This window comes from Allobranchiibius sp. CTAmp26, assembly GCF_017565405.1.
In the GTDB taxonomy this organism is placed as follows: domain Bacteria; phylum Actinomycetota; class Actinomycetes; order Actinomycetales; family Dermatophilaceae; genus Allobranchiibius.
Genome location: NZ_JAGEKR010000001.1, coordinates 215861 through 236813 on the forward strand (window position 1 = coordinate 215861; position 20953 = coordinate 236813).

The 20953-nt window shown below is 69.7% G+C and carries 19 protein-coding genes; 4 read left to right on the plus strand and 15 right to left on the minus strand.

From position 1 onward, the window contains the following. Positions 1–32: 32 nt before the first annotated feature. Positions 33–1013, plus strand: a complete 981-nt coding sequence (locus J4030_RS01075) for an SAM-dependent methyltransferase (protein WP_208047324.1) — start codon at positions 33–35, stop codon at positions 1011–1013. Here the strand turns inward: J4030_RS01075 and J4030_RS01080 are convergent. The 3 genes from J4030_RS01080 to J4030_RS01090 are packed head-to-tail and all read right to left on the minus strand — an operon-like array spanning position 973 to position 3430. Next, positions 973–1893, minus strand: coding sequence for a hypothetical protein (locus J4030_RS01080; protein WP_208047325.1), 921 nt, complete (start codon positions 1891–1893; stop codon positions 973–975). The two genes, J4030_RS01075 and J4030_RS01080, sit on opposite strands and share 41 nt — an antisense overlap. A gap of 54 nt (positions 1894–1947) precedes the next feature. Further along, positions 1948–2832, minus strand: coding sequence for a hypothetical protein (locus J4030_RS01085; protein WP_208047326.1), 885 nt, complete (start codon positions 2830–2832; stop codon positions 1948–1950). 10 nt (positions 2833–2842) lie between these two features. Beyond that, on the minus strand, positions 2843–3430 hold the full coding sequence (locus J4030_RS01090; RefSeq protein ID WP_208047327.1) for a CGNR zinc finger domain-containing protein: 588 nt from the start codon (positions 3428–3430) through the stop codon (positions 2843–2845). Between the two features lie 95 nt (positions 3431–3525). On the opposite strand from J4030_RS01090, the gene J4030_RS01095 reads away from it, so the two are divergent. From J4030_RS01095 to J4030_RS01105, 3 genes are all read left to right on the plus strand, one after another. Beyond that, positions 3526–4497 (plus strand): DMT family transporter, encoded by a 972-nt coding sequence (locus tag J4030_RS01095; protein WP_208047328.1) that lies wholly within the window; start codon positions 3526–3528, stop codon positions 4495–4497. Positions 4498–4501: 4 nt separating this feature from the next. After that, positions 4502–5662, plus strand: coding sequence for an NADH-quinone oxidoreductase subunit D (locus tag J4030_RS01100; RefSeq protein ID WP_208047329.1), 1161 nt, complete (start codon positions 4502–4504; stop codon positions 5660–5662). 160 nt (positions 5663–5822) lie between these two features. After that, positions 5823–6665, plus strand: a complete 843-nt coding sequence (locus J4030_RS01105; RefSeq protein WP_208047330.1) for an oxidoreductase — start codon at positions 5823–5825, stop codon at positions 6663–6665. A gap of 54 nt (positions 6666–6719) precedes the next feature. On the opposite strand, the gene J4030_RS01110 is transcribed toward J4030_RS01105, so the two are convergent. The 12 genes from J4030_RS01110 to J4030_RS01165 form a co-directional block, all read right to left on the minus strand. Further along, positions 6720–7217, minus strand: a complete 498-nt coding sequence (locus tag J4030_RS01110) for a DUF3180 domain-containing protein (RefSeq protein WP_208047331.1) — start codon at positions 7215–7217, stop codon at positions 6720–6722. Next, positions 7214–8116 carry a 2-amino-4-hydroxy-6-hydroxymethyldihydropteridine diphosphokinase gene (folK, locus tag J4030_RS01115; protein WP_208047332.1) on the minus strand — a complete coding sequence of 301 codons (903 nt, stop codon included), beginning with the start codon at positions 8114–8116 and terminating at the stop codon, positions 7214–7216. Before folK ends, J4030_RS01110 begins: the two co-directional genes overlap by 4 nt. Beyond that, positions 8113–8943, minus strand: coding sequence for a dihydropteroate synthase (gene folP, locus J4030_RS01120; protein WP_307864501.1), 831 nt, complete (start codon positions 8941–8943; stop codon positions 8113–8115). The genes folK and folP overlap by 4 nt, the downstream gene beginning before the upstream one ends. Next, the gene (gene folE, locus J4030_RS01125) at positions 8940–9527 is read right to left on the minus strand and encodes a GTP cyclohydrolase I FolE (protein WP_208047333.1); all 588 of its coding nucleotides are present in this window, start codon (positions 9525–9527) and stop codon (positions 8940–8942) included. The genes folP and folE overlap by 4 nt, the downstream gene beginning before the upstream one ends. Next, on the minus strand, positions 9505–11541 hold the full coding sequence (gene ftsH, locus J4030_RS01130; protein ID WP_243762710.1) for an ATP-dependent zinc metalloprotease FtsH: 2037 nt from the start codon (positions 11539–11541) through the stop codon (positions 9505–9507). Before ftsH ends, folE begins: the two co-directional genes overlap by 23 nt. 177 nt (positions 11542–11718) lie before the next feature. Continuing rightward, positions 11719–12270, minus strand: coding sequence for a hypoxanthine phosphoribosyltransferase (hpt, locus tag J4030_RS01135; RefSeq protein WP_208047334.1), 552 nt, complete (start codon positions 12268–12270; stop codon positions 11719–11721). 4 nt (positions 12271–12274) lie between these two features. Continuing rightward, complete coding sequence (gene tilS, locus J4030_RS01140; protein ID WP_208047335.1) at positions 12275–13261, minus strand: tRNA lysidine(34) synthetase TilS; 987 nt, start codon at positions 13259–13261, stop codon at positions 12275–12277. Between the two features lie 20 nt (positions 13262–13281). Beyond that, positions 13282–14334, minus strand: coding sequence for a zinc-dependent metalloprotease (locus J4030_RS01145; RefSeq protein WP_208047336.1), 1053 nt, complete (start codon positions 14332–14334; stop codon positions 13282–13284). 61 nt (positions 14335–14395) lie between these two features. Next, entirely contained in the window at positions 14396–15775 is a 1380-nt protein-coding gene (locus J4030_RS01150; RefSeq protein ID WP_208047337.1) for a glycosyltransferase family 2 protein, read from the minus strand. Continuing rightward, positions 15775–16893: an SDR family NAD(P)-dependent oxidoreductase gene (locus tag J4030_RS01155; RefSeq protein WP_208047338.1), complete on the minus strand. Its 1119-nt coding sequence runs from the start codon at positions 16891–16893 to the stop codon at positions 15775–15777. The genes J4030_RS01150 and J4030_RS01155 overlap by 1 nt, the downstream gene beginning before the upstream one ends. 31 nt (positions 16894–16924) lie before the next feature. Continuing rightward, positions 16925–19312, minus strand: coding sequence for a nucleotide sugar dehydrogenase (locus J4030_RS18400; RefSeq protein ID WP_208047339.1), 2388 nt, complete (start codon positions 19310–19312; stop codon positions 16925–16927). A 239-nt stretch (positions 19313–19551) separates the two neighbouring features. After that, entirely contained in the window at positions 19552–20931 is a 1380-nt protein-coding gene (locus J4030_RS01165; protein WP_208047340.1) for an HNH endonuclease signature motif containing protein, read from the minus strand. Positions 20932–20953 lie beyond the last annotated feature (22 nt).

Below are 20953 nucleotides of genomic sequence, written 5' to 3' on the forward strand. Positions count from 1 at the left end.
CCTGCGTCCCGATCTGCGCCTACGGTGGCCCGATGAGCTGGGCGCCGTGGGAACAGGCCTGGCAGGGGGCGTTGTACGGCGAACACGGCTTCTATCGCTCGCCAGGCGGGCCGGCCGCGCACTTCGCGACGTCCGCGCAGGGCATCCCCGGGGGCGGCGCTCTGCTCGCCACGGCCGTCGTGGCGCTCGCGCGCCAGCACGGGGCGCGGCACATCGTCGACTTCGCCTGCGGGAGAGGGGAACTGATCACCCAGATCCGTGCCGCGGCCCCGGATCTGGAACTGACCGCGGTGGACATCGTCGACCGCCCGGTGGGCATCCCGCAGGACGTCGCGTGGATCACCGGCACGGGGGGCACGGCGGTGCCGCCGTCGCTGCACGGACTCTCGGATGCGCTCGTCCTCGCCCATGAGTGGCTCGATGTGGTGCCGTGTCCGGTGCTGCAGCACGACGGCCGGCGGCTGCGCGTGGTGGAGGTCGACGAGGACGGCACCGAACGACTGGGCGCCTCGGCGACGCGCGCCGATCGCCGCTGGTGCGAAGACAACTGGCCCGGCTGGGACGTGGCGCACGCACGGGTGGAGGTCGGCCTGACCCGCGACGCGGCGTACGCCGAGCTGCGGCGATCGGTGCGCTCCGGCGTCCTGGTCACGACTGACTACGGCCATCTGCGGAGTGCTCGCCCGGGCGCCGGCACGCTCATGGGCTACCGCGACGGACAGGCGCGCCCGCCGCTCCCCGACGGCGGCACCGACATCACGGCGCACGTCGCGATGGACACGCTCGGCGCACCACGGCTCGTGCGGCAGCGGGACCTGTTCGCCGAGTTGGGCATCCGCCCGGACGCGGCCGACGACGCGCTCGCGCGCACGAATCCGCCGGCGTACCTGCGCTCGCTCGCACTGCGCGGTGCCTACTCCGCCCTCACCGCTCGGGGCGGGCTCGGCGGATTCTGGTGGTCGCTCGACCCGGTCAGCCGCCGGCCGGACGCAGTGACTGCAGCATCTTGTTGATCGTGCCGGAGTCCGGACCGGGTACGCCGGGCCAGGTGCCGACGGCGATCAGCAGCATCACCGAGCGCCCGTTCGATGTGAACGCCGCGGCGTAGAACGTGATGGGCTTCCCGACCCCGCAGTCGGCGTTCAGCGTGCCCTCGGTCACCGTGAGCTGACCCCGTACGGCGGCGATCGACCCGTTCGCCACGGTGATGTTGGTCGTGGCCGGACTGCCCTGCGCGGCGTGCGTGGTCTTGTCCTTGTTCACGCTCGCCGCCGACCCGAAGTCCACCAGCAGGGTCCCGACGGCCTCCGCCGGGTCTCGCTTCCCGATGTCGACGAAGCTCGCACTCGCCTGGGTGCCGTTCGGGTGGCCCGTGCACTTGCCGAGGTTGTACGCCGCCAGGCCCCAGTCGGTGTGCTCGCCCGCGATACCCGTGCCGTGGGCATCGTCGAAGTAGATGTTGTTCTCCTGCCTCACCTGCCACCCGGGCGGCGCGTCGTACGCGCCGTACACCTGCAGATCCGAGCTGACCACCCCGCCGACCGCCTGCCACCCCGACACGACCGGACGCACCGACAGGGCGCCGTCCACCGCGGTCGACGTCGCCCCCGATGCCGGCGTGGTGCTCGAGGACGGCGTGGTGCCGGATGAGGGCGCGGTCGACGACGAAGATGCCGCGGCGTCACCACTGCCGTTGTCACCGAATACGACGAAACCGATCACGGCGGCCAGTACGACGACCAGCGTGCCGGCGCCCAGCGCCAGCCATCGACCCCTGCCGCGGTGGGGTGGCCGGTCGAGCGCTCCCGCCGACTGGGCGTACCGCTCGTAGTAGCGATCCTGGGGAGATCCTGGCGGGCCGGTCGGCGGCCCGTGGTTCCCGTTGTCGCTCACGAGCGGATCGTAACCGCGCCACCGCACCCGACGCGGTGATCGAGCAGGGTCCGCTCAGCCGCCGGCGGGGCGTACCGACGACAGGATCTTGTCGATGGTGTCCGCCGCGGGCGGGCTGTATCCCGGCCAGGTCGCGATCGCCACGAGCACCATCACCGACCTGCCGTTGGTGGTGAAGGCCACGGCCTGGAACGTGATGGGTCTGCCGGTGCCGCAGTCGGCGTTCAGCGTGCCCGCCGTCGCGGTGACGCTGCCCCGGACGGCCGGGATCGATCCTGCCGCGACCGTGGTGTTGCGCACCGACACGGTGCCCTGCGCAGCGTGGGTGGACTTGTCCTTGTCGAGGCTGGCGGCCGAGGCGAAGTCCTGCAGCACACCCTGCACCGCATCGACCGGATCGCGCTTGCCGATGTCGACGAAGCTCGCGCTGGCCTGCGAGTTGTTCGGATGGGCGGCGCACTTGCCGTAGTTGATCTCGGAGAGCCCCCAGCTCGTGTGCTGCCCGAAGAGCTTGGTGCCCGTGGCCGTGTCGTAGTAGATGGCGTTGTCCTGCTTGACCTGCCAGTTCGGCGGGGCGTCGTACGCGCCATAGATCTGGGACTCGTCGTTGACGACCCCGCCGACGGCCTGCCAGCCCGGCACCACCGGCCGCACGAGGAGTGCGCCCTGGGCTCCCGTGGTCGGACTGGCGGACCCGCTGCCGGTGCTGGTCGCCGTCGAGCTGGACGACGAGGTGTCGGCCTGCTGATCCGAACCGCTGTGGTCGACGAACACGAAGGTGACGACTGCGATCAGGATCAGCACGAGAAGGGCTGCGCCACCGAGGATCCAGACGCGGGTGCTCCGCCGGCCGCCACCGGGGTCCTGGAACCCGCCCTCGGCCTGTTGGTACCGCTCGTAGTAGCGGTCCTGCGAGGACGGCTCCCCACTGTCTGACACGCGGCGAACGCTACCCGGGCGGCCCGTCGTCGCCTGACTTCTGGCGCGCACGGTACGCCGCGACGTTCGTGCGGTTCCCGCATCCCGCGTCGCAGAAGCGTCGCGACCGGTTCTTGGACAGGTCCACGACCACGTCGTCGCAGTCGTCGGCGGCGCAGGTCTTGAGCCGCCAGATCTCACCGGCGCGCAGCACGTCCACCATCGCCATGGCGGCCTCGACCATCCAGCGGGTCGCGAACGGCGCGTCCGCGGAGGTGGCGTGCAGGTGGTAGTCCCACTCCCCGTGCCGGACGAGCTGGGGCAGGGCCCTGCCCGCACTCAGCAGATCGTTGACGAGCACCACCAGCTCGTCCTCGCCGTCCGCCTCCCACAAGGCCCGCAGCCGGGGCCGCAGCGCGCGGACGGCACGGCGTTCGGCTTCGTCGCGGGCACGCGCCCCGGTCCAGTCCCACTGGGCGACGAACTCCTCGAACTCCTCGGGGTCGACGAGCACGTCGTGCTCGGGACCGGCCCTGCCGGCCGGGCCGGTGGACGCCGCCGAGTTCACCAGCGCGACCGCAGCCGACAAGGCGTCCTCCGTGTCATGAGTGAATGGCATGTTGACTCCTGACCTGGCGGCACCGTACGCTCGGCATAGTCACGAGTGTAAGACATCTTTACCCATTACAGCAGCCCGACAGGGAAAGGGGCGCCATGTCCGTCGACATCGAGACCAGTCACGCAGTCGCACCGGCCACAGCCCCGACCGGCTCCACATCTCGCGCGCTGATCATCGCCCTCGCGTCCGCGGCGGCCTTCGGGACGTCGGGGCCGTTCGCCAAGGAACTCTTCAGCGCCGGCTGGTCCCCCGCGGCGGCTGTGACAATGCGCATCGGGATCGCCGCCGCCATCCTCGCGATCCCGGCGGCGCGCGAATTGCGCGGACGGTGGTATCTGTTGCGCACGCACCTGCGCGCCGTGCTCCTCTACGGGCTCTTCGGCGTCGCCGGTGGTCAGCTGTTCTACTTCCTCGCCGTGCAGCACCTCTCGGTGGGCGTCGCGCTGCTGCTGGAGTACCTGTCCCCCACGCTGCTGGTCCTGCTGGCCTGGGCGCGGACGCGTCGGGCACCGTCGCGCCTCACACTGCTCGGTGCGGTGGTCGCGCTGGCGGGGCTGATGCTGGTGCTCGACGTGTTCGGGTCGGTCAGCGTCGACGCCATCGGCGTGGTCTTCGGCCTGGGGGCCGCGGTCTGCTCCGCCACGTACTTCGTCGTCGCCGCAGAAACGCCCGAGGACGGGCTGTCACCGCTGGTGCTGTCCGGCGCGGGTCTCGCCGTGGGCCTCGTGCCGCTGCTCCTTCTCGGTGTCACCGGGGCACTGCCGATGCACGCGTCGACGAGGTCGGTGCCGCTGGCCGGGTGGCACGTGAGCGTGCTGGTGCCGGTGCTCGGCATCTCCGTCCTCGCTGCTGCCTTCGCGTACGTCTCCGGCGTGGTCGCTGCCCGCATGCTCGGCACCCGGGTCGCCTCGTTCGTCGCACTGGCGGAGGTGCTCTTCGCCGTCCTCTTCGCCTGGTTCTTCCTTGGCGAGTTGCCGCTGCCGGTCCAGCTCGTCGGCGGAGGACTGATCGTGCTCGGCGTGGTGCTCGTGCGCGCCGCGGACCGCGGAGACACCCTGGCAGACTGAGCCCATGACCACCCGTGAACTGACCGTCGGCGTCGGCGCGGGTGAGCTCGCGACCGCGGACATGGTCCTCAACATCGGTCCGCAGCATCCCGCCACCCACGGCGTCCTGCGACTGAGGGTGACCCTCGACGGCGAGCGCATCTCCCGCGCCGAGCCCATCGTCGGCTACATGCACCGCGGCGCCGAGAAGCTCTTCGAGGTGCGCGACTACCGACAGATCATGGTGCTGGCCAACCGGCACGACTGGCTGTCGGCGTTCAGCAGCGAGGTCGGGCTCGCCCTCACCGTGGAGCGGATGCTCGGCATGGAGGTGCCCGTCCGCGCGACCTGGACCCGGACCCTGCTGTCGGAGCTGAACCGGGTGCTCAACCACCTGATGTTCCTCGGCTCCTACCCCCTGGAGCTCGGCGCGATCACCCCGATCTTCTACTCCTTCCGCGAGCGCGAGGAGTTGCAGACGGTGATGGAGGAGATCTCCGGCGGTCGGATGCACTACATGTTCAACCGGGTCGGCGGACTGCGGGAGGACATCCCGGCCGGCTGGCTGCAGCGGGTGCAGGCCGCGATCGACGGCGTGCGTGCCCGGATGCCCGAGCTGGAGAGCCTCCTGGTCGGCAACGAGATCCTGCAGGCGCGAACCCGCGGGGTCGGCGTCCTCACCGCCGAGGCCGTCGCGTCGTACGGCGTCTCGGGTCCGATCGCGCGGGCCAGTGGTCTCGATGTCGACCTGCGCCGCGACCAGCCCTACCTGGCGTACGACGAACTGTTCGCACCCGGCGGCCCGGGCCGGGTCGTCACCCGGCAGGCCGGCGACTGCCTCGCGCGACTGGAGGTGCTGCTGGAGCAGACCCACGTCGGTCTCGACCTCGCGCAGGCCTGCGTCGAACGACTGCTCGCGATGCCCGCGGGACCGGTCAACCTGAAGCTGCCGAAGGTGTTGAAGGTGCCCGAGGGCAGCGACTACGTGGCCACGGAGAACCCGCTGGGGTTCAACGGCTACTACCTCGTCTCGCGCGGCGACAAGACCCCGTGGCGGCTCGCGCTGCGGTCCGCGTCGTTCAACAACGTCGCGGTCCTGGCCGAGCTGCTGCCGGGCAATCTGCTGGCCGACATGGTGGCGATCCTCGGCTCGATGTTCTTCGTGGTCGGCGACATCGACAAATAGCAGGGACCCTGCCCGCTCGGTTATCGGTACTGCAGCCACGCCCCTGCGCCCGGTGGGCTCGATCGTGGTCCGCGAGCGCTCGGCAGCAGGCCCTGCAGCGGGAGGGGCCGCCGTTCGGATCGAACATAGGCTGAGAGCTCACCCCATGGAGGACCGGATCATGTCTGATTCACCCGTCAAGACCGCCCTCGTCACCGGCGCTTCGTCGGGCATCGGGGAGTCCACCGCGCGAAAGCTGCACTCGCTGGGCTACACCGTCTACGGGGCCGCGCGCCGAACGGACCGTCTTGAGGCGCTGTCGGCCGACGGAATCCGTCCGCTGGCCCTGGACGTGACCGACGACGACGCGATGACCGCTGCCATCGAAGCGATTATCGGCGAGACGGGCCGAATCGACGTCCTCGTCAACAACGCCGGGTACGGCTCGTACGGCGCCCTCGAGGACGTCTCGATCGAGGAGGCGCGTCGACAGTTCGACGTCAACGTCTTCGGCCTGGCGCGGCTCACTCAACTGGTGCTGCCGCACATGCGCGACCAGAGGTCTGGTCTGGTCGTCAACGTCTCCTCGATGGGCGGCAGGATCCACACCCCCCTCGGCGGGTGGTACCACGCCACCAAGTTCGCGGTCGAAGCGCTCAGCGACTGCCTTCGCATGGAGGTCGCGCCGTTCGGGATCGCAGTGGTCGTCATCGAGCCCGGCGCGATCGCGACGGAGTGGGGAAGGATCGCGGCCGAGCACCTGCGAGGGACCGCCGACGACAGCGCCTACGCGGCGCAGGTGCAGGCGGTCGCCGCGGCATTGGAATCCGAGAGCGAGACGCGCCGCAGCTCGCCACCCGGGGTCGTCGCGGACGCGATCGGCAAGGCCGTCACCGCCCGCAGACCCAGGACCCGCTACGCCGTCGGATTCGCCGCCAAACCGCTCATCGCGGCGCGTCGCGCTCTGCCCGACCGGGCCTTCGACCGGCTCATCGCCCGGGCCATGGATCTGCCCCGGTCCTGACCGGATACCGCATCGACGTCGTGTGACGGTCAGCGCGCTGTCGAGCGCGCTCGTTCACACGACTTCGCCGGGGGGCCCCTTCGGCGTACGCCGCTTCTTGTCGTCGTCGTCCTCGGGCAGCTTGCACCACCACTGCACGACCAGGCCGCTCCCCACGAGCCCGACACACACCACCGTCAGCACGACGGCCAGCAGGAACGAGCTCGGTCCGGTCGTGGTCTGCAGTCGGCCGACCTCGACCGCCGCGGTCCCGCCGTACCAACCGGCGAACGCGGCGCCGCCCAGGACGCAGGCCTGCGCACCGACCAGCGTGCTGCGGGCCCGCTGCGGTGACGGCGGACGGGTGGACTCACCACGCAGGTACAGCCGGATCTCGTTGCCGGCGTAGAGCACCAGGACCGCCATCACGACGACCACACCGACCGCGACCCAGGAGTTCTGGGGCATCGACCGACCCCGCGCGTTCCAGACGGAGAGGGCGGCGTACGCGACCACGAACACCACGGCGGCGACGCCCAGCGCGTATTTCCAGGTGAGCTGTCGGGCGTTCACAGCGGGTGCCATCCGGGCCCGGGGCGCACACCGTCGAGCGCGCCCGGCGGCAGCGCGGCGATCAGCTCGCGGATGTCCTTGGACCCGGCGTCCGTCCGCAGCTGAGCGGTGCCGTCGACCCGCGACCACGGCACGAGCACGAAGGCCCGCTCGTGCGCACGTGGGTGCGGCAGCGTGAGCTCCTCGGTGTCGATCTCCAGATCGGAGTCATCGGTCGAGTCACCGACCTGGATCAGGTCGAGGTCCAACGTCCTCGCGCCCCAACGCACCTCGCGCACGCGGCCGTGATTGCGCTCGATGCGGTGCAATTCGTCGAGCAGGCTCCACGGAGCGAGCCGGCTGCGTGCGACGACCACCGCGTTGAGGTAGTCGGGCTGCTCGGGTCCGCCGACCGCGCCGGTCTCGAGCAGCGGTGAGCAGGCCACGATCTCCAACCCGTCGACGGCCGCGAGGGCGCGTACGGCGGCCGCCATCGTGCCCGCGCGGTCGCCCATGTTGGCACCGAGCGCGATCACGACCTCCCGGTCGCGCACCCGCCGCACGGTCACGAACGGGCCACCCGTCAGCTCGTCCACGAACGGCACACCGGCCGGCGCCTGCGGTTTGCGGATGGTGACCTCGACGGCTTCGACCGCGACCGGCACCAGAGCCAGAGCGGCGATCCGCTCCGCGAGCGTCTCGATGAGGTCGACGCTGTCGCCGGTGAGGACGGCGTACGCGCCCTGGGCGATGTCCGCGTAACTCACCGTGGAGTGCAGCTCGTCGGCGGCGCCTGCCCTGCGCAGGTCGCACTCGAGCACGATGTCGGCGACGAACCGTTGCGGTTCCCGCTTCTCGTGCTCCAGCACTCCGTGACACGCCTCGGCCACGATGCCGGTCAGCCCGATCCGGTCGCTCACTCCCCCGCCCCCATCGTCTCCACCACTGCGAGCGCCGCGCGCGCCGCCGCCACGTCGTGCACCCGAACGCCCCACACGCCCGCCTGGGCCAGCAGGACGGTCAACGCCGTCGTGGCACCTTCGCGGCGGTCCGGCGGCAGCGGAGCGTCGGATCCGACCCTGGCCAGGAACCCCTTGCGGGAGGCGCCGACGAGCACCGGCAGGCCCAGCTGCTCGAACGCGGCGATGTCCCGCAGGACGGTCCAGTTCTGCTCCGCGGTCTTGGCGAAGCCCAGGCCGGGGTCGATGACCAGCGCGTCACGTGCAATCCCGGCGGACAACAACGCGTCGACCCGGTCGCCGAGCTCACGGCGTACGTCGGCGACCACGTCGTCGTAGACCGCCCGGTCGGCCATCTGGTGACTGTGCCCGCGCCAGTGCATGGCCACCATGCCCACCCGCAGAGCCGCCACGGTCGCGGCCATCTCCGGATCGGCCAGGCCACCGCTGACGTCGTTGACGATCACGGCCCCCGCCTCCACCGCGCGGGCCGCCACCCGGGCGCGCATCGTGTCGATCGACACGCGGACGCCGTCGGCGGTCAGCTGGCGCACCACGGGCACGACCCGGCGCAGCTCCTCCCGTTCGTCCGGGCGACGCGCGCCGGGCCGCGTGGACTCCCCGCCCACGTCGACCAGATCGGCGCCCTGCTCGTGCAGCTCGCGGCCGTGGCGCACGGCCTCGTCGGCGGCGAACCAGCGGCCGCCGTCGGAGAAGGAGTCGGGCGTGACGTTGACGACGCCCATCACCAGGGGGCGGGTCGCGGGGCGAGCGGGAAGCGCCGTCACCGTCGGTGATCCGGTGCCATCAGGCTGATCGCCTCGGCGCGGGTCGTGGGATCGCGGAGCTGACCTCGGACGGCGGAAGTCGTGGTGAGGGCACCCGGTTTGCGGACGCCGCGCATCGACATGCACAGATGCTCGCAGGACACCACGACGATCACACCCTGAGCGTGCAGATGAGTGACCAGCGCATCCGCGATCTGGCTGGTGAGTCGCTCCTGCACCTGCGGGCGGCGGGCGTAGAGATCCACCAGCCGGGCGATCTTGGACAACCCCGGCACCCGTCCGTCCTTCGGCGGGAGGTACCCGACGTGCGCGACCCCGTGGAAGGGCAGCAGGTGGTGCTCACACGTGCTGTAGACCTCGATGTCGCGGATCAGGACCATCTCGTCGTGAGCCACGTCGAACGTGCGGCTCAGGACCTCGGCCGGGTCCTTCCCGAGGCCGGCGAACATCTCGGCGTACGCGCGGGCCACCCGGTCCGGTGTGTCGAGCAGCCCTTCGCGGCCGGGATCTTCCCCGACCGCGATGAGCAACTCACGAACCGCTGCGGCGGCGCGCTGCAGATCAACCCTCGGTGGGGTCGACATACCCACCGTCCGGCACCTCGATGACCGCCTCCGGCGGGTGGGCATCGACCTGCTGGCGATCCTGCTTGTCCAGGTCGACACCACGGGCGACCGCTTCGCGCTCCGCGGGCGTGAGGACCGGCGGGCGGTCACTCACGTTGCGGGCGTCGCTGGAGAGCCAGACCTGACGGCGCGGGCGCTTGTGGACCGCCGCGAAGAGTTCGGCGAGCGCCTCGGCGTTCAGCGTCTCCTTCTCCAGCAGTTCCAGCACCAACTGGTCCAGCAGGTCGCGGTTGTCGTTCAGCGCGTGCCAGGCCTCGTCGTGCGCGGCCTCGATGAGGCGGCGTACCTCTTCGTCGACGACACCGGCGAGGTCCTCGGAGTAGTCCCGCTCGTGGCCCATGTCGCGGCCGAGGAAGACCTCGCCGCCACCGGAGCCGAGCTTGATCGCGCCGATCCGCTCGCTCATCCCGAACTGGGTGACCATCTTGCGGGCCAGCCCCGTCGCCTTCTCGATGTCGTTGGAGGCACCGGTGCTGGGGTCGTGGAAGACGATCTCCTCCGCGACCCGGCCACCGAGCGCGTACGCCAGCTGGTCGAGCAGCTCGTTGCGGGTGGTGGAGTACTTGTCGTCGGCCGGCAGCACCATGGTGTAACCGAGGGCGCGACCACGCGGCAGGATCGTGATCTTGCTGACCGGGTCGGTGTAGTTGAGCGCCGACGCGACCAGGGCGTGACCACCCTCGTGGTACGCGGTGATCTTGCGCTCCTTGGCGCTCATCACCCGGGTGCGCTTCTGCGGTCCGGCCATCACGCGGTCGATCGCCTCGTCCAGCGCACGGTTGTCGATGATCTGCGCGTTGCTGCGAGCGGTCAGCAGGGCCGCCTCGTTGAGGACGTTCGCGAGGTCGGCACCGGAGAAGCCCGGCGTACGACGCGCCACCGTCAGCAGGTCGATGTCGTCGACCATCGGCTTGCCCTTGGCGTGCACCTGCAGGATGTGGTGCCGACCCGCCATATCGGGGGCCTCCACCGCGATCTGCCGGTCGAAACGGCCCGGGCGCAGCAGCGCCGGGTCGAGGATGTCCGGGCGGTTGGTGGCGGCGATCAGGATGACGTTGGTCTTGACGTCGAAGCCGTCCATCTCGACCAGCAACTGGTTGAGGGTCTGCTCGCGCTCGTCGTGGCCACCGCCGAGTCCCGCGCCACGGTGCCGGCCGACGGCGTCGATCTCGTCGACGAAGATGATCGCCGGGGAGTTCGCCTTGGCCTGCTCGAACAGGTCGCGGACGCGCGAGGCGCCGACACCGACGAACATCTCCACGAAGTCCGAACCGGAGATCGAGTAGAACGGCACTCCGGCCTCCCCTGCGACGGCGCGCGCCAGCAGGGTCTTACCGGTGCCGGGCGGGCCGTAGAGCAGCACGCCCTTGGGGATCTTCGCCCCGACGTCGAGGAACTTCTTCGGCGCCTGCAGGAAGTCCTTGATCTCCTCCAGCTCTTCGACGGCCTCATCGGCACCGGCCACGTCGTGGAAGGTGACCTTGGGCATGTCCTTGGTCGCGAGCTTGGCGCGGGACTTGCCGAACTGCATCACCCGCGAGCCGCCGCCCTGCATCTGGCTCATGATCAGCCAGAAGAGGCCGAGGATCAGGATGAACGGCAGGATCGACAGCAGCAGGCTGACGAAAATGTTCTGCTTGCCGGGGTCGTCCGTGAAGCCCTTGCTCGGGGGGTACTTCTCGAGCAGATCGACCAGGTGGCTGCCGCGGGCGCTGACGTAGTTGGACTGCACCCGGGCCGCGTCCTTGATGCCGTCGCCACTGAACTCGTCACCCTTCTTCAGGGTGAGGTTGATGGAGTCGGGAGTGAGCTTGGCCGACTCGACCTTGCTGGTGGAGATCAGTGTCTCGGCGCGCGAGGTGTCGACCTGCTGATAGCCGCCGACCTTGCCGAAGGTGTAGATCAGGAAAACGACGACCACGACGAGGAGGATCCAGATGCCGGGGTTCTTGACGAGGCGCTTCATAGTCAACATGTGCCGGGGTGAACCCCGTACCTCCTGCTCATGGGCGCTCGGCGGGCAATGAGCCCGACAACCGAGGACCGAACGATCCTAAACCGCGTCAGCCTGAAGACTTGACACGGCATCGATACGTCCAACGCACGTTGCGCGTCATACGTTCCGGCGGGTGCGCGCGTATTCGTCGGCTCAGGAGTAGACGTGCGGCGCCAGGGTGCCGATGTCGCGCAGGTTGCGGTACCGCTCGTCGTAGTCCAGGCCGTACCCCACGACGAACTCGTTGGGGATGTCGAATCCGACGTAACGACAGTCGATCGCGACCTTCGCGGCATCCGGTTTCCGCAGCAGCGTGCAGATCTCCAGGGAGGCCGGGTCGCGGGAGAGCAGGTTGCTGCGGATCCAGTTGAGGGTCAGGCCGGAGTCGATGATGTCCTCGACGATCAGGACGTGTTTGCCGGAGATGTCGGTGTCCAGATCCTTCAGGATCCGTACGACCCCAGAGGATTTGGTGCCCGATCCGTACGACGACACCGCCATCCAGTCCATCGGCGCCGACCCGGGCAGCGTGCGCATCAGGTCGGCCATCACCAGCACCGCGCCCTTGAGCACCCCGACGAGCAGCAGATCCTTGCCCTCGTAGTCGGCCCAGATGCGGTCGCCCAGCTCCTGCAGCCTGTCGTGGATCTGCGCCTCGGTGAAGAGCACGTGGTCCAGGTCGGTGCCGGCGTCGGATGCATCCATGGCGCTATTCAACCGGACGGGGAGCGACCTCGATCAGCCGCTCGCGTCGAACCACCCGCAGACCACCTGGTATGTCGACCGCTCCCTGCCCGCGCCAGCGCGTCACCAGTTCGTCCAGGGACGCCACGTGTACGGCGCCCACGTCCGCGGCGGTCGCGCCCGCACGTGCCATCAGCAACCGCCAGACGCGGGTGCGCAGGGCGTCGGGCAGGTCCTCCAGATCGCCTACCTGCCAGGGGGGTCCGTCGAGGGCGTCGGCCTGGCGCTGCGCGAGAGCGTCAAGGTGATCGGCGTCCTGACGGGCCAGGGTCGCGGTGCGGACCAGGTTGTCGGTGAGGCCCGGTCCGAGGTCGTCCTGCAGGAGGCGCAGGGCCCGGCGGGCGCGGACCCGGGCGAAGCGAGGGTCCTCGTTGTGCGGATCGTCCCACCAGGTCAGGCCCAGCGCGGCACAGGCCGCGCGGGTCTGTGCCCGACCCACGCCGAGCAGGAACGGGCGGCGCAGCGGACCCGGACCGTCATTCGCCATCCCGGCGATGGCACGGGTGCCCGACCCGCGAGCCAGCCGCAGCAGGACGGTCTCGGCCTGGTCGTCGCGGGTGTGTCCGAGCAGCAGCCGGGTGGCGTCGCGGGTTTCCAGGACCTCCCCGAACGCCGCGTGCCGAGCCGCCCGTGCGGCCGCTTCCGGCCCGTCTCCGTCGCCCTCCGCGACCTGGACGCGGACCACGTCGACGGGGTCGAGCCCCAGTGCGCGACAGCGGTCGCCCGCGGCCTGCGCCACCTGTGCCGAATCGGCCTGCAGCCCATGGTCGACCACCACCGCGCCGACCCGCAGTCCCTGCTTTGGCAACTCGAACGCGGCCGCAGCAGCGAGCGCCATGGAGTCCGCCCCGCCGGAGCAGGCGACCAGCACCAGGCTTCCGGCGGGCGCGTCGGCGACGGCTCGTCGTACGGCGAGCCGGGTCGCGGCGACGGCGGGGTGCGGTCCGGGCATCTTGCTGCTGTGGGATTCGGTCAGCCGTGCACGCGGGCGACCCAGTCGGCGGGCGCCTCGATCTCGCGGGCGGTGGGCAGGGCATCCGGGGAGGACCACACCGCGTTGAAGCCGTCGACGCCGACCTTGTCGATCACCGCGCGGCAGAAGACCGCACCGTCGCGGTACTGGCGCATCTTGGCCTCCAGACCGAGCAGACGGCGCAGCAACCGGTCCACACCGCCGCTGCCCTTGCGCCGCTCGTCGAACTTGCGGCGGATCTCTGTCACGCTCGGCACGACCTTCGGGCCGACGTCGTCCATCACCACGTCCGCGTGCCCCTCGAGCAGCGACATCACAGCGGTGAGCGACGCCAGCTGCTCGCGCTGTTCGGCGGTGGTGAACAGGTCCATCAGCCCGTTGCCGCCGCCTCGTACGGCGTCGGGCAGCGCCTTCAGCGCGTGCTGCAACCGCTCCTGCAGGTCCTCCGGGTCGGGCATGAGGTCGGTCATCAACCCGCGGGACCGATCGATGACGTGTCCGCGCAGCCAGGGCACGGCCGTGAACTGCACCCGGTGGGTCTCCTCGTGCAGGCACACCCAGCTCCGGAAGTCGGTGGGGTCCAGGTCCAGCTCGCGTTCGACGGAGACAATGTTCGGCGCGACCAGCAGCAGGCTCGGCCGGCCCTCGGGCGCCAGGTCGAACTGGCCGAGGATCTTCGGTGCGACGAACCCCAGGAGCGCTCCGACCTGGGCACCGGTGATCTTCGCGCCGACCGCGATCGCCAGGGGGCCGGCCGCCTTCTTGGCCGTCACCTTCTCCAGGACCGGTGAGAGCAGTGCGGCCGTGGACTCGACGTTGACGTCGATCCAGCCGCCGCGGTCGACCACGTGGACGTCGGTCTGGGCCGCGCCACCGGTGTCCATCCGCGCGGTGTCGGCCACCGGCTGGGCCGCGTTCGCGGCGGCCTGGCGCAGATCGGCGACGACGGCTGCGGCGTCCTTCGCGGTGGTCTGCGGCCCGTCGCTGACCAGCCGCCGGCCGGTCGTGCGGGCGAGATCCCAGTCGACGTACGAGCGTCCCGAAGTGGCCATGCCCTCAACCGTATGCCGACCTCGCCCCGGCTGACCGGGCCGACTGCACAACTCGCTCCCGCTACCCGCGCACGAGCTCGCGGTTGGCGTCCCGTTTCTCGGTGCGCTCCCACACCAGTCCACGGTCCCGGACGAACATGTTCAGTCCGATGACCAGCGGGATGGACCACCACATCCAATAGAGCAGCACGAAGACGGGATTGACCCGCAGCACGTACCGCACCCGGTCGCGTCTGCTCGCCAGCACGGCTGCGCTCATCCTCCAGGCCTGCAACCAGCCGCGCAGGATGAGGACGAGCGCACCCACGGTCGTCACCGTCGCGAGCGCCAGGAGCGGGGGCGGCAGGAACGAGGACCTGGACCACAGCTCGACGGAGACGAGCACTCCGAGCGGGACCCCGATGGGGTTGAGAGCGAGCGAGAGGCACGGCACGAAGTTCAAGCGTGCCCGGAACCGTTGGCCCGGAGTCATCCCCATCCACACCAGGGGGGAGGCGAGCGACTGGAAGAAGCCGGCGATCCACCGTTTGCGCTGGGTGATGCCCTGACTCCACGTCGCCGGCACCTCTTCGACCAGGGGCGACTCCACCACTCCGAGTCGAGCGCCGTTGGTCCACAGCCGCATCCCGATCTCGGGGTCCTCGATGGTCAGCCACGGGTGGAAACCGCCGACCCGCAACAGATCGGAGAAGCGGAAGAACAGGCCCTTGCCGAGGACGTAGAACGGCTGACGCCCGCCTGCCGACATGTGCCGGTACATCGACGCGTCCCACCCGATGTGGTCGTTGGCGTAGAAGGACGCCGGCCACGACGAGAGCATGTTCCCGGCGATGTTCGTGTGCTGGACCACGTCGTACTGGCTCATGCCGCTGGCCGCGCACATCCAGTAGTCGGTGGGTACGACGCTGTCCGCGTCGATGTAGGACAGCAACGAGTCCTCGTTGCCGGGAGCGACCTGGTACATCGCCCAGATCAGTTGACGGGTCTTCTTCGGGGGCAGATCGGTGATCCCCGCCCGCTTGCCCTCGTGCCACCAGTACGCCTTGCGGCTGCTGCCCCACGCCGACCACACGGTTTCCCAGCTCGGATCCGACGTGGGAGGGACGGGGAGTACCTCCAGGAACTGGAATTCGTCCTGCAGACGACGCAGCGAGTCGATCGTGACGACGTCGTTGTCGTTTGGGATCGCGATAACCCGCAGAAGGAAGGACGGGTATTGCGCGCGCTCCATACCCGTGAGGGTCGTGCGCATCGTCTCCTCCATCTCGTTGAGCACCGGATAGAAGAGGACGATCGAGGGCAACGCGGTGGGCACCGCGCCCTCGCTCGGACGCGTCACCCTGTCCACCGGCAGCGTGTAGAACCAGATGCTGACGAGGACCGAGGTCAGGTACGCGACCTCGAAGACGGTGAACAGGACGAGCAGCAGATCGCCCCACATCAGACGGTGAGACCCCGCCGCGCGAGTTCCTCGTTCGCCGCGGCCGCCCGGTCCACCGCGGTCTGGGTCCGCACCCAGTCGACCAGCTCGCGCACCCCGTCCGTCCGGAAGTCGTGCTCCGGTACGAAACCCAGCAGGTCCCGGGCCACGGTCGGGTCCGCCCAGCAGTGCCGGATGTCCCCCGCCCGGTACATGCCCGTGATCTGCGGCTGCAGATCCGGCCGACCCAGCGCCTCGGCGAGTATTTCGGCGACCTCCCGGATGGAGATAGGGTCGCCCATGCCGACGTTCACCGCACGACCGTCGGCTCGTCCTGCGTGCAGGGCGAAGACGGTCGCGCGCGCCACATCCGCGACGTGCACGAAGTCGCGCATCTGCTCCCCGTCCTCCATCACGATCGGCGCCTGGCCGTTGAGGATGCGGCCGCTGAAGATCGCCGCCACCCCGGTGTAGGGGTTGGACAGCGCCTGACGAGGGCCGTAGGCGTTGAAGTACCGCACCGCCGTCACCCCGATGCCGTAGGCCGCACCGACCGCCAGGCAGAGCAGCTCCTGGTCCATCTTGGAGATGGCGTAGACGGAGGTGGGGAACAGCGGTTTGGTCTCGACGGTCGGCACCGGCGAGAGGTCGAGCCCGCAGTCGGGGCAACTCAATTCCCAGCGATGGTCGCGCAACTGCTCCTCGGTACGCAGCCGGGGCGCGACGCTTCCGTGGCGTGCACAGGTGTAGGAGCCCTCGCCGTAGATCGACATCGACGAGGCGACCACGATCTTAGAGACGTGGTGCTCCTCGTTCGCGAGAATGTCGAGGAGTACGCCCGTGCCGCCGGTGTTGGCGTCGACGTACCGGGAGATCTCGTACATCGACTGGCCCACGCCGACCTCGGCTGCGAGATGCACGATCTTGTCGACGCCGCGCACCGCCTCGCGCAGGGCGGCGCGATCGCAGATATCGGCGCGGATGAACTCCACTGCGTCCGACAGGTACTGCGGCTGATCGCTCTCGTGGACCTGTTCGATCAGGTTGTCGTAGACCCGGACGTCATGCCCCTGCGCGAGCAGGAGATCGACGACGTGCGACCCGATGAAACCGGCTCCGCCGGTGACCAAGATTTTCATGGAAGTCCTTTTCGTTGAGGGGTTTTCGACGTCAGCTCGCGAACGCTGCGGGTGTCCGGATGTTCGTGTGCCCGAGGCTGTGGACCTCCCAGCCGCCGCGGGTCCAGTGCTCGATGTCCAGGCAGTTACGCGCGTCGAGCACGATCGGCGAACGGACCAGTCCGGCGATCAGCGCCGGATCCAGGCGGCCGTAGTCCTCCCATTCCGTGAGGTGCAGGACGATGTCCGCCTGCTCGACCGCAGCGTCGATGTCCGCGCAGCCGTGCAGCTCGGGCGCGGCGTTCGCGACGTTGTCCAACGCCTGCGGATCGTGCACGCGCACCTCCGCGCCCGCCTGCGCCAGCGCGAGCGCGACGAAGAGGGCCGGGGAGTTGCGGATGTCGTCGGTGCCGGGTTTGAACGCGGCACCGAGGACGGCGACCCGCCGCCCGGCGATGTCACCACCCACCAACTGGGTCGCGAGTTCGACGACCCGGCGCCGACGGCGCAGGTTGACGTCGTCCACGACCCCCAGAAGATCCGGCACGCCGGACACACCGAGTTCGGCACTGCGCGCACTGAACGCCCGGATGTCCTTGCTGAGGCACCCGCCGCCGAAACCCAGTCCAGCGTTGAGGAACGCTCTGCCGATGCGCGCGTCGTGGCCGATGGCATCGGCGAGTGTCACGACGTCGGCGTCCGCGTGCTCGCAGACCTCGGCCATCAGATTGATGAAGGAGATCTTGGTCGCCAGGAAGGAGTTGGCGGCGACCTTGATCAGCTCGGCCGTCGCCAGGTTGGTGACGATCAGCGGCGTACCGGCAGCCAGGACCGGCGCATAGACGGCGCGCATGACCCGCTCCGACTCGGCGTCCGCGACTCCGAAGACGATGCGGTCCGGCGCCAGCGTATCCTTGACCGCCATGCTCTCCCGCAGGAACTCCGGATTCCACGCCAGCCGGATGTCGACGCCCGGAGCGCCGTGATCGGCCACGATCCGGGTCAGTCGGACGGCGGTGCCCACGGGTACCGTGGACTTCCCGATGATCACGCAGTCGCGGCGCGTCAGCGAGACCAACCGGGTGACCGCCGCGTCGAGGTGCGACACGTCCGCACGATCCGACCCGGGGACCTGGGGCGTGCCGACACAGACGAAGTGCACATCACCGAACTCGGCGGCCTCCTCGAAAGAGGTGGTGAACCGCAGTCTCCCGGAGGCGATGGCCTCCGCCAGTAGCTCGGCGAATCCCGGCTCGTAGAAGGGGGTTTCGCCGGCCTGCAGCGCCGCGATCTTGTGGGCGTCGGTGTCGACACCGAGCACGTCGTGGCCCACCATCGCCATCCCCGCGGCATGCACCGCGCCGAGGTACCCCGTCCCGATCACCGTGACCTTCAACCCGCTCGCGACGGCCAGCGGGTTGTCGACCGGTGAGACCACCGGGCGCTCGACGATGCGTCCCAGTTCCTCAGCCTCACCGTCGAGGTCGCCCCAGAGGGGGCCGTCGAGGTCTGCCGTGTCGTGGCGGAACCAGTCGATCGTCGCTGCCAGACCTTCATCGAAGTCGACCTCGGGCACCCACTGCAGAGCCGCCGTAGCGCGCCCGATGTCCGGTCGGCGGCGGGTCGGGTCGTCCGTGGGCAGCGGCAGGTAGTCGATCGTCGAGCTGGAGTTCGTCGCGGCGATCACCAGTTCCGCGAGCTCGGTGACGGTGCGCTCGACCGGGTTGCCCAGATTGATCGGCCCGGGATCCTGCGAGGTCAGCATCGCGTCCAGTCCCGCGACGAGGTCGGAGACGTAGCAGAAACTGCGCGTCTGCGACCCGTCTCCGAAGATCGTGAGCGGCTCCCCACGGAGCGCCTGGCGGATGAACGTCGAGACCACCCGCCCGTCGAACGCACGCATCCGCGGACCGTAGGTGTTGAAGATCCGGGCGATCGCGCCGTTCAGGCCCTCGGTGCGAACGTACGCGGCGGTGAGCGCTTCGGCGTACCGCTTCGCCTCGTCGTACACGCTGCGTGGGCCGATGGAATTCACGTTGCCCCAGTAGCTTTCGCGCTGGGGGTGCTCCAGCGGATCCCCGTAGATCTCGCTGGTCGAGGCCATCACGAACCGCGCCCCCTTCGCGACGGACAGCTTGAGGAGGGCCTCCGTCCCCGCGCTCCCGACCCGCAGGGTCTCCAGCGGCATGCGGTGGTAGTCCGGCGGTGATGCGGCGCTCGCCAGGTTGATGACCGCATCCACGGTGCCGGCGACCTCGACCCCGCCGCTGATGTCACACCGATCGAAGGAGAACGCGCTGTGGGAGAGAAGATGCTCGACGTTCTGCATCCGACCGGTACTCAGATCGTCCAGGCACACCACGCTGTGTCCCCGGCCGATCATCCGGTCGCTCAGATGCGAACCCAGGAAGCCTGCTCCACCAGCAATCACTACGCGCACGGGGTCTCCTTCTTCAGTCGGTAGTGCGCCGCGACGCAGCGCACGGAAGGCCGGGAACAAGGGGGTCAGGTGGACGGCGAAGACGTCCCTTGACCATTACTTGACCTCCCGTAAACCTCTTGCTGAAGACTTGATGACCTGCCGTGGACTATCAAGCCGGTTGCATGAACTGCTGCCACCTGCAACAACCGCGACAGCCCTCAGTGGTCGTCGGACTCACCTACAACGTCGCAACGACTTCAGGCTGCTGGCGACGGCCCGGGTCGAGTGGGCATCAGTCCTGGAGTGAGGTCCCAGATGACGCCGGTGGGTGTGACGTGGGCGGTGAGCAGGTCGCGGTGGACGATGGTGTGGTGGCGGGCGCAGAGGAGTGCGGCGTTGGTCAGGGTTGTCTCGCCGCCGGCCCACCAGGGCCTCACATGATGCGCGTCGCACCAGTCGGGTGGTCGGTCGCAACCGGGGAAGGTGCAGTGCTGGTCGCGGTGGATGATCGCGGTGCGTAGGCCACCGGTGAAGAGGCGTTTGGCCCTTCCGACGTCGAGTGGTTCGGAGTCGCCTCCGAGGACGGCGGGGATCAGGCCCGCATCGCACGCGAGCCGCCTCAGCGTGCCCGCGTCGAGGTCGTCCCCGTCGGTGGTGCGCCCGATCCCGGGCAGGTACGTGGGCGCGGATTCACATGCTGCTGAACCATCTTCGCTGAGCTGGTCGAGCCGGCCCGCGCTGCGGAGTCCCTCGTAGAGGGTGTTGTAGTCCAGGGTGACCAGGATTTTGGCGGTCCCGCCGAACTCCCCGACCGGTCGTGGGGTGGTGCCGTCCAGGACCCCGGCGGCGGTGTCGACCAGCCGCACGAGGGCGTCCGCACGCCGTTTGGCGGGGGTCCGCAGGTCACGCTCTGGTGCATCGTCTTCGGTCTCTGGCGTTGGCGCAGAAAGCGCCTGCAGAGCGTGTTTGACCACCGCGGCGTGACCACCGGAGAGTTCGGCGACGAACCGGGTCAACCCACTGGGCAGGTCGGTCCAGAACACCGACTCACACTCCTGCTGACGTTCCTCGTCCCGCACGAGCTGTTCGGGCGCGAATTCGCCGACGATCCGGGTGGACAGCTGCCGCAGCGTGCGCCAGCCGTGGTCGGACAGCGACAGGTAGCGGCCCAACAGGTCGTCGCGATCCGCGGTCGGCAGCAGCGGCAGGACCCGGGGCACTTCCCGCAACGCGGCCGCCGCCGCCGGCACACTCGCCGACCCAGAAGCCAACGCCTCGGCCACCACGTCGTTGCGGGGATCGGCGCACTCGACCCCCACCGCCCCGACCCGGCGCACCACGGCCGGCTCGGCGCCGACCGCCTGCCGGGCAACCCACGCCGGAGCACCCGTCGCGGTCGAGTTGGCGACCGTCCCCCGGCTCAACGCCTCGGCGGTCACCAACGCAGCGACGTTCTCGAAGCGGGACCCGATCCGCAGCATCGACCCGACCACCGCACCCAGGGCCGCCTCGTCCAACTGCCACAACGCCCCGGGCCACTCCTGCAGGTCCGCGGCGACCTGCTCCAGATGGGCCATCAACCGGGCACCCGTCCCCGGCGCAGCGGGCTGACGTGTCGCGTTGGTCAACTGCGCCATAGCCCCTCCTCGGCTGCTAGCT

Excerpts from the sequence above, each read along its gene's own strand:
- J4030_RS01145 (WP_208047336.1), bottom strand. The coding sequence starts at position 14,334 with ATGGCCACTTCGGGACGCTCGTACGTCGACTGGGATCTCGCCCGCACG.
- J4030_RS01100 (WP_208047329.1), top strand. The coding sequence starts at position 4,502 with ATGACCACCCGTGAACTGACCGTCGGCGTCGGCGCGGGTGAGCTCGCG.
- J4030_RS01165 (WP_208047340.1), bottom strand. The coding sequence starts at position 20,931 with ATGGCGCAGTTGACCAACGCGACACGTCAGCCCGCTGCGCCGGGGACG.
- J4030_RS01075 (WP_208047324.1), top strand. The coding sequence starts at position 33 with ATGAGCTGGGCGCCGTGGGAACAGGCCTGGCAGGGGGCGTTGTACGGC.
- folE (WP_208047333.1), bottom strand. The coding sequence starts at position 9,527 with ATGTCGACCCCACCGAGGGTTGATCTGCAGCGCGCCGCCGCAGCGGTT.
- J4030_RS01150 (WP_208047337.1), bottom strand. The coding sequence starts at position 15,775 with ATGTGGGGCGATCTGCTGCTCGTCCTGTTCACCGTCTTCGAGGTCGCG.
- J4030_RS01090 (WP_208047327.1), bottom strand. The coding sequence starts at position 3,430 with ATGCCATTCACTCATGACACGGAGGACGCCTTGTCGGCTGCGGTCGCG.
- J4030_RS01095 (WP_208047328.1), top strand. The coding sequence starts at position 3,526 with ATGTCCGTCGACATCGAGACCAGTCACGCAGTCGCACCGGCCACAGCC.
- hpt (WP_208047334.1), bottom strand. The coding sequence starts at position 12,270 with ATGGATGCATCCGACGCCGGCACCGACCTGGACCACGTGCTCTTCACC.
- tilS (WP_208047335.1), bottom strand. The coding sequence starts at position 13,261 with ATGCCCGGACCGCACCCCGCCGTCGCCGCGACCCGGCTCGCCGTACGA.
- J4030_RS01155 (WP_208047338.1), bottom strand. The coding sequence starts at position 16,893 with ATGAAAATCTTGGTCACCGGCGGAGCCGGTTTCATCGGGTCGCACGTC.
- J4030_RS01105 (WP_208047330.1), top strand. The coding sequence starts at position 5,823 with ATGTCTGATTCACCCGTCAAGACCGCCCTCGTCACCGGCGCTTCGTCG.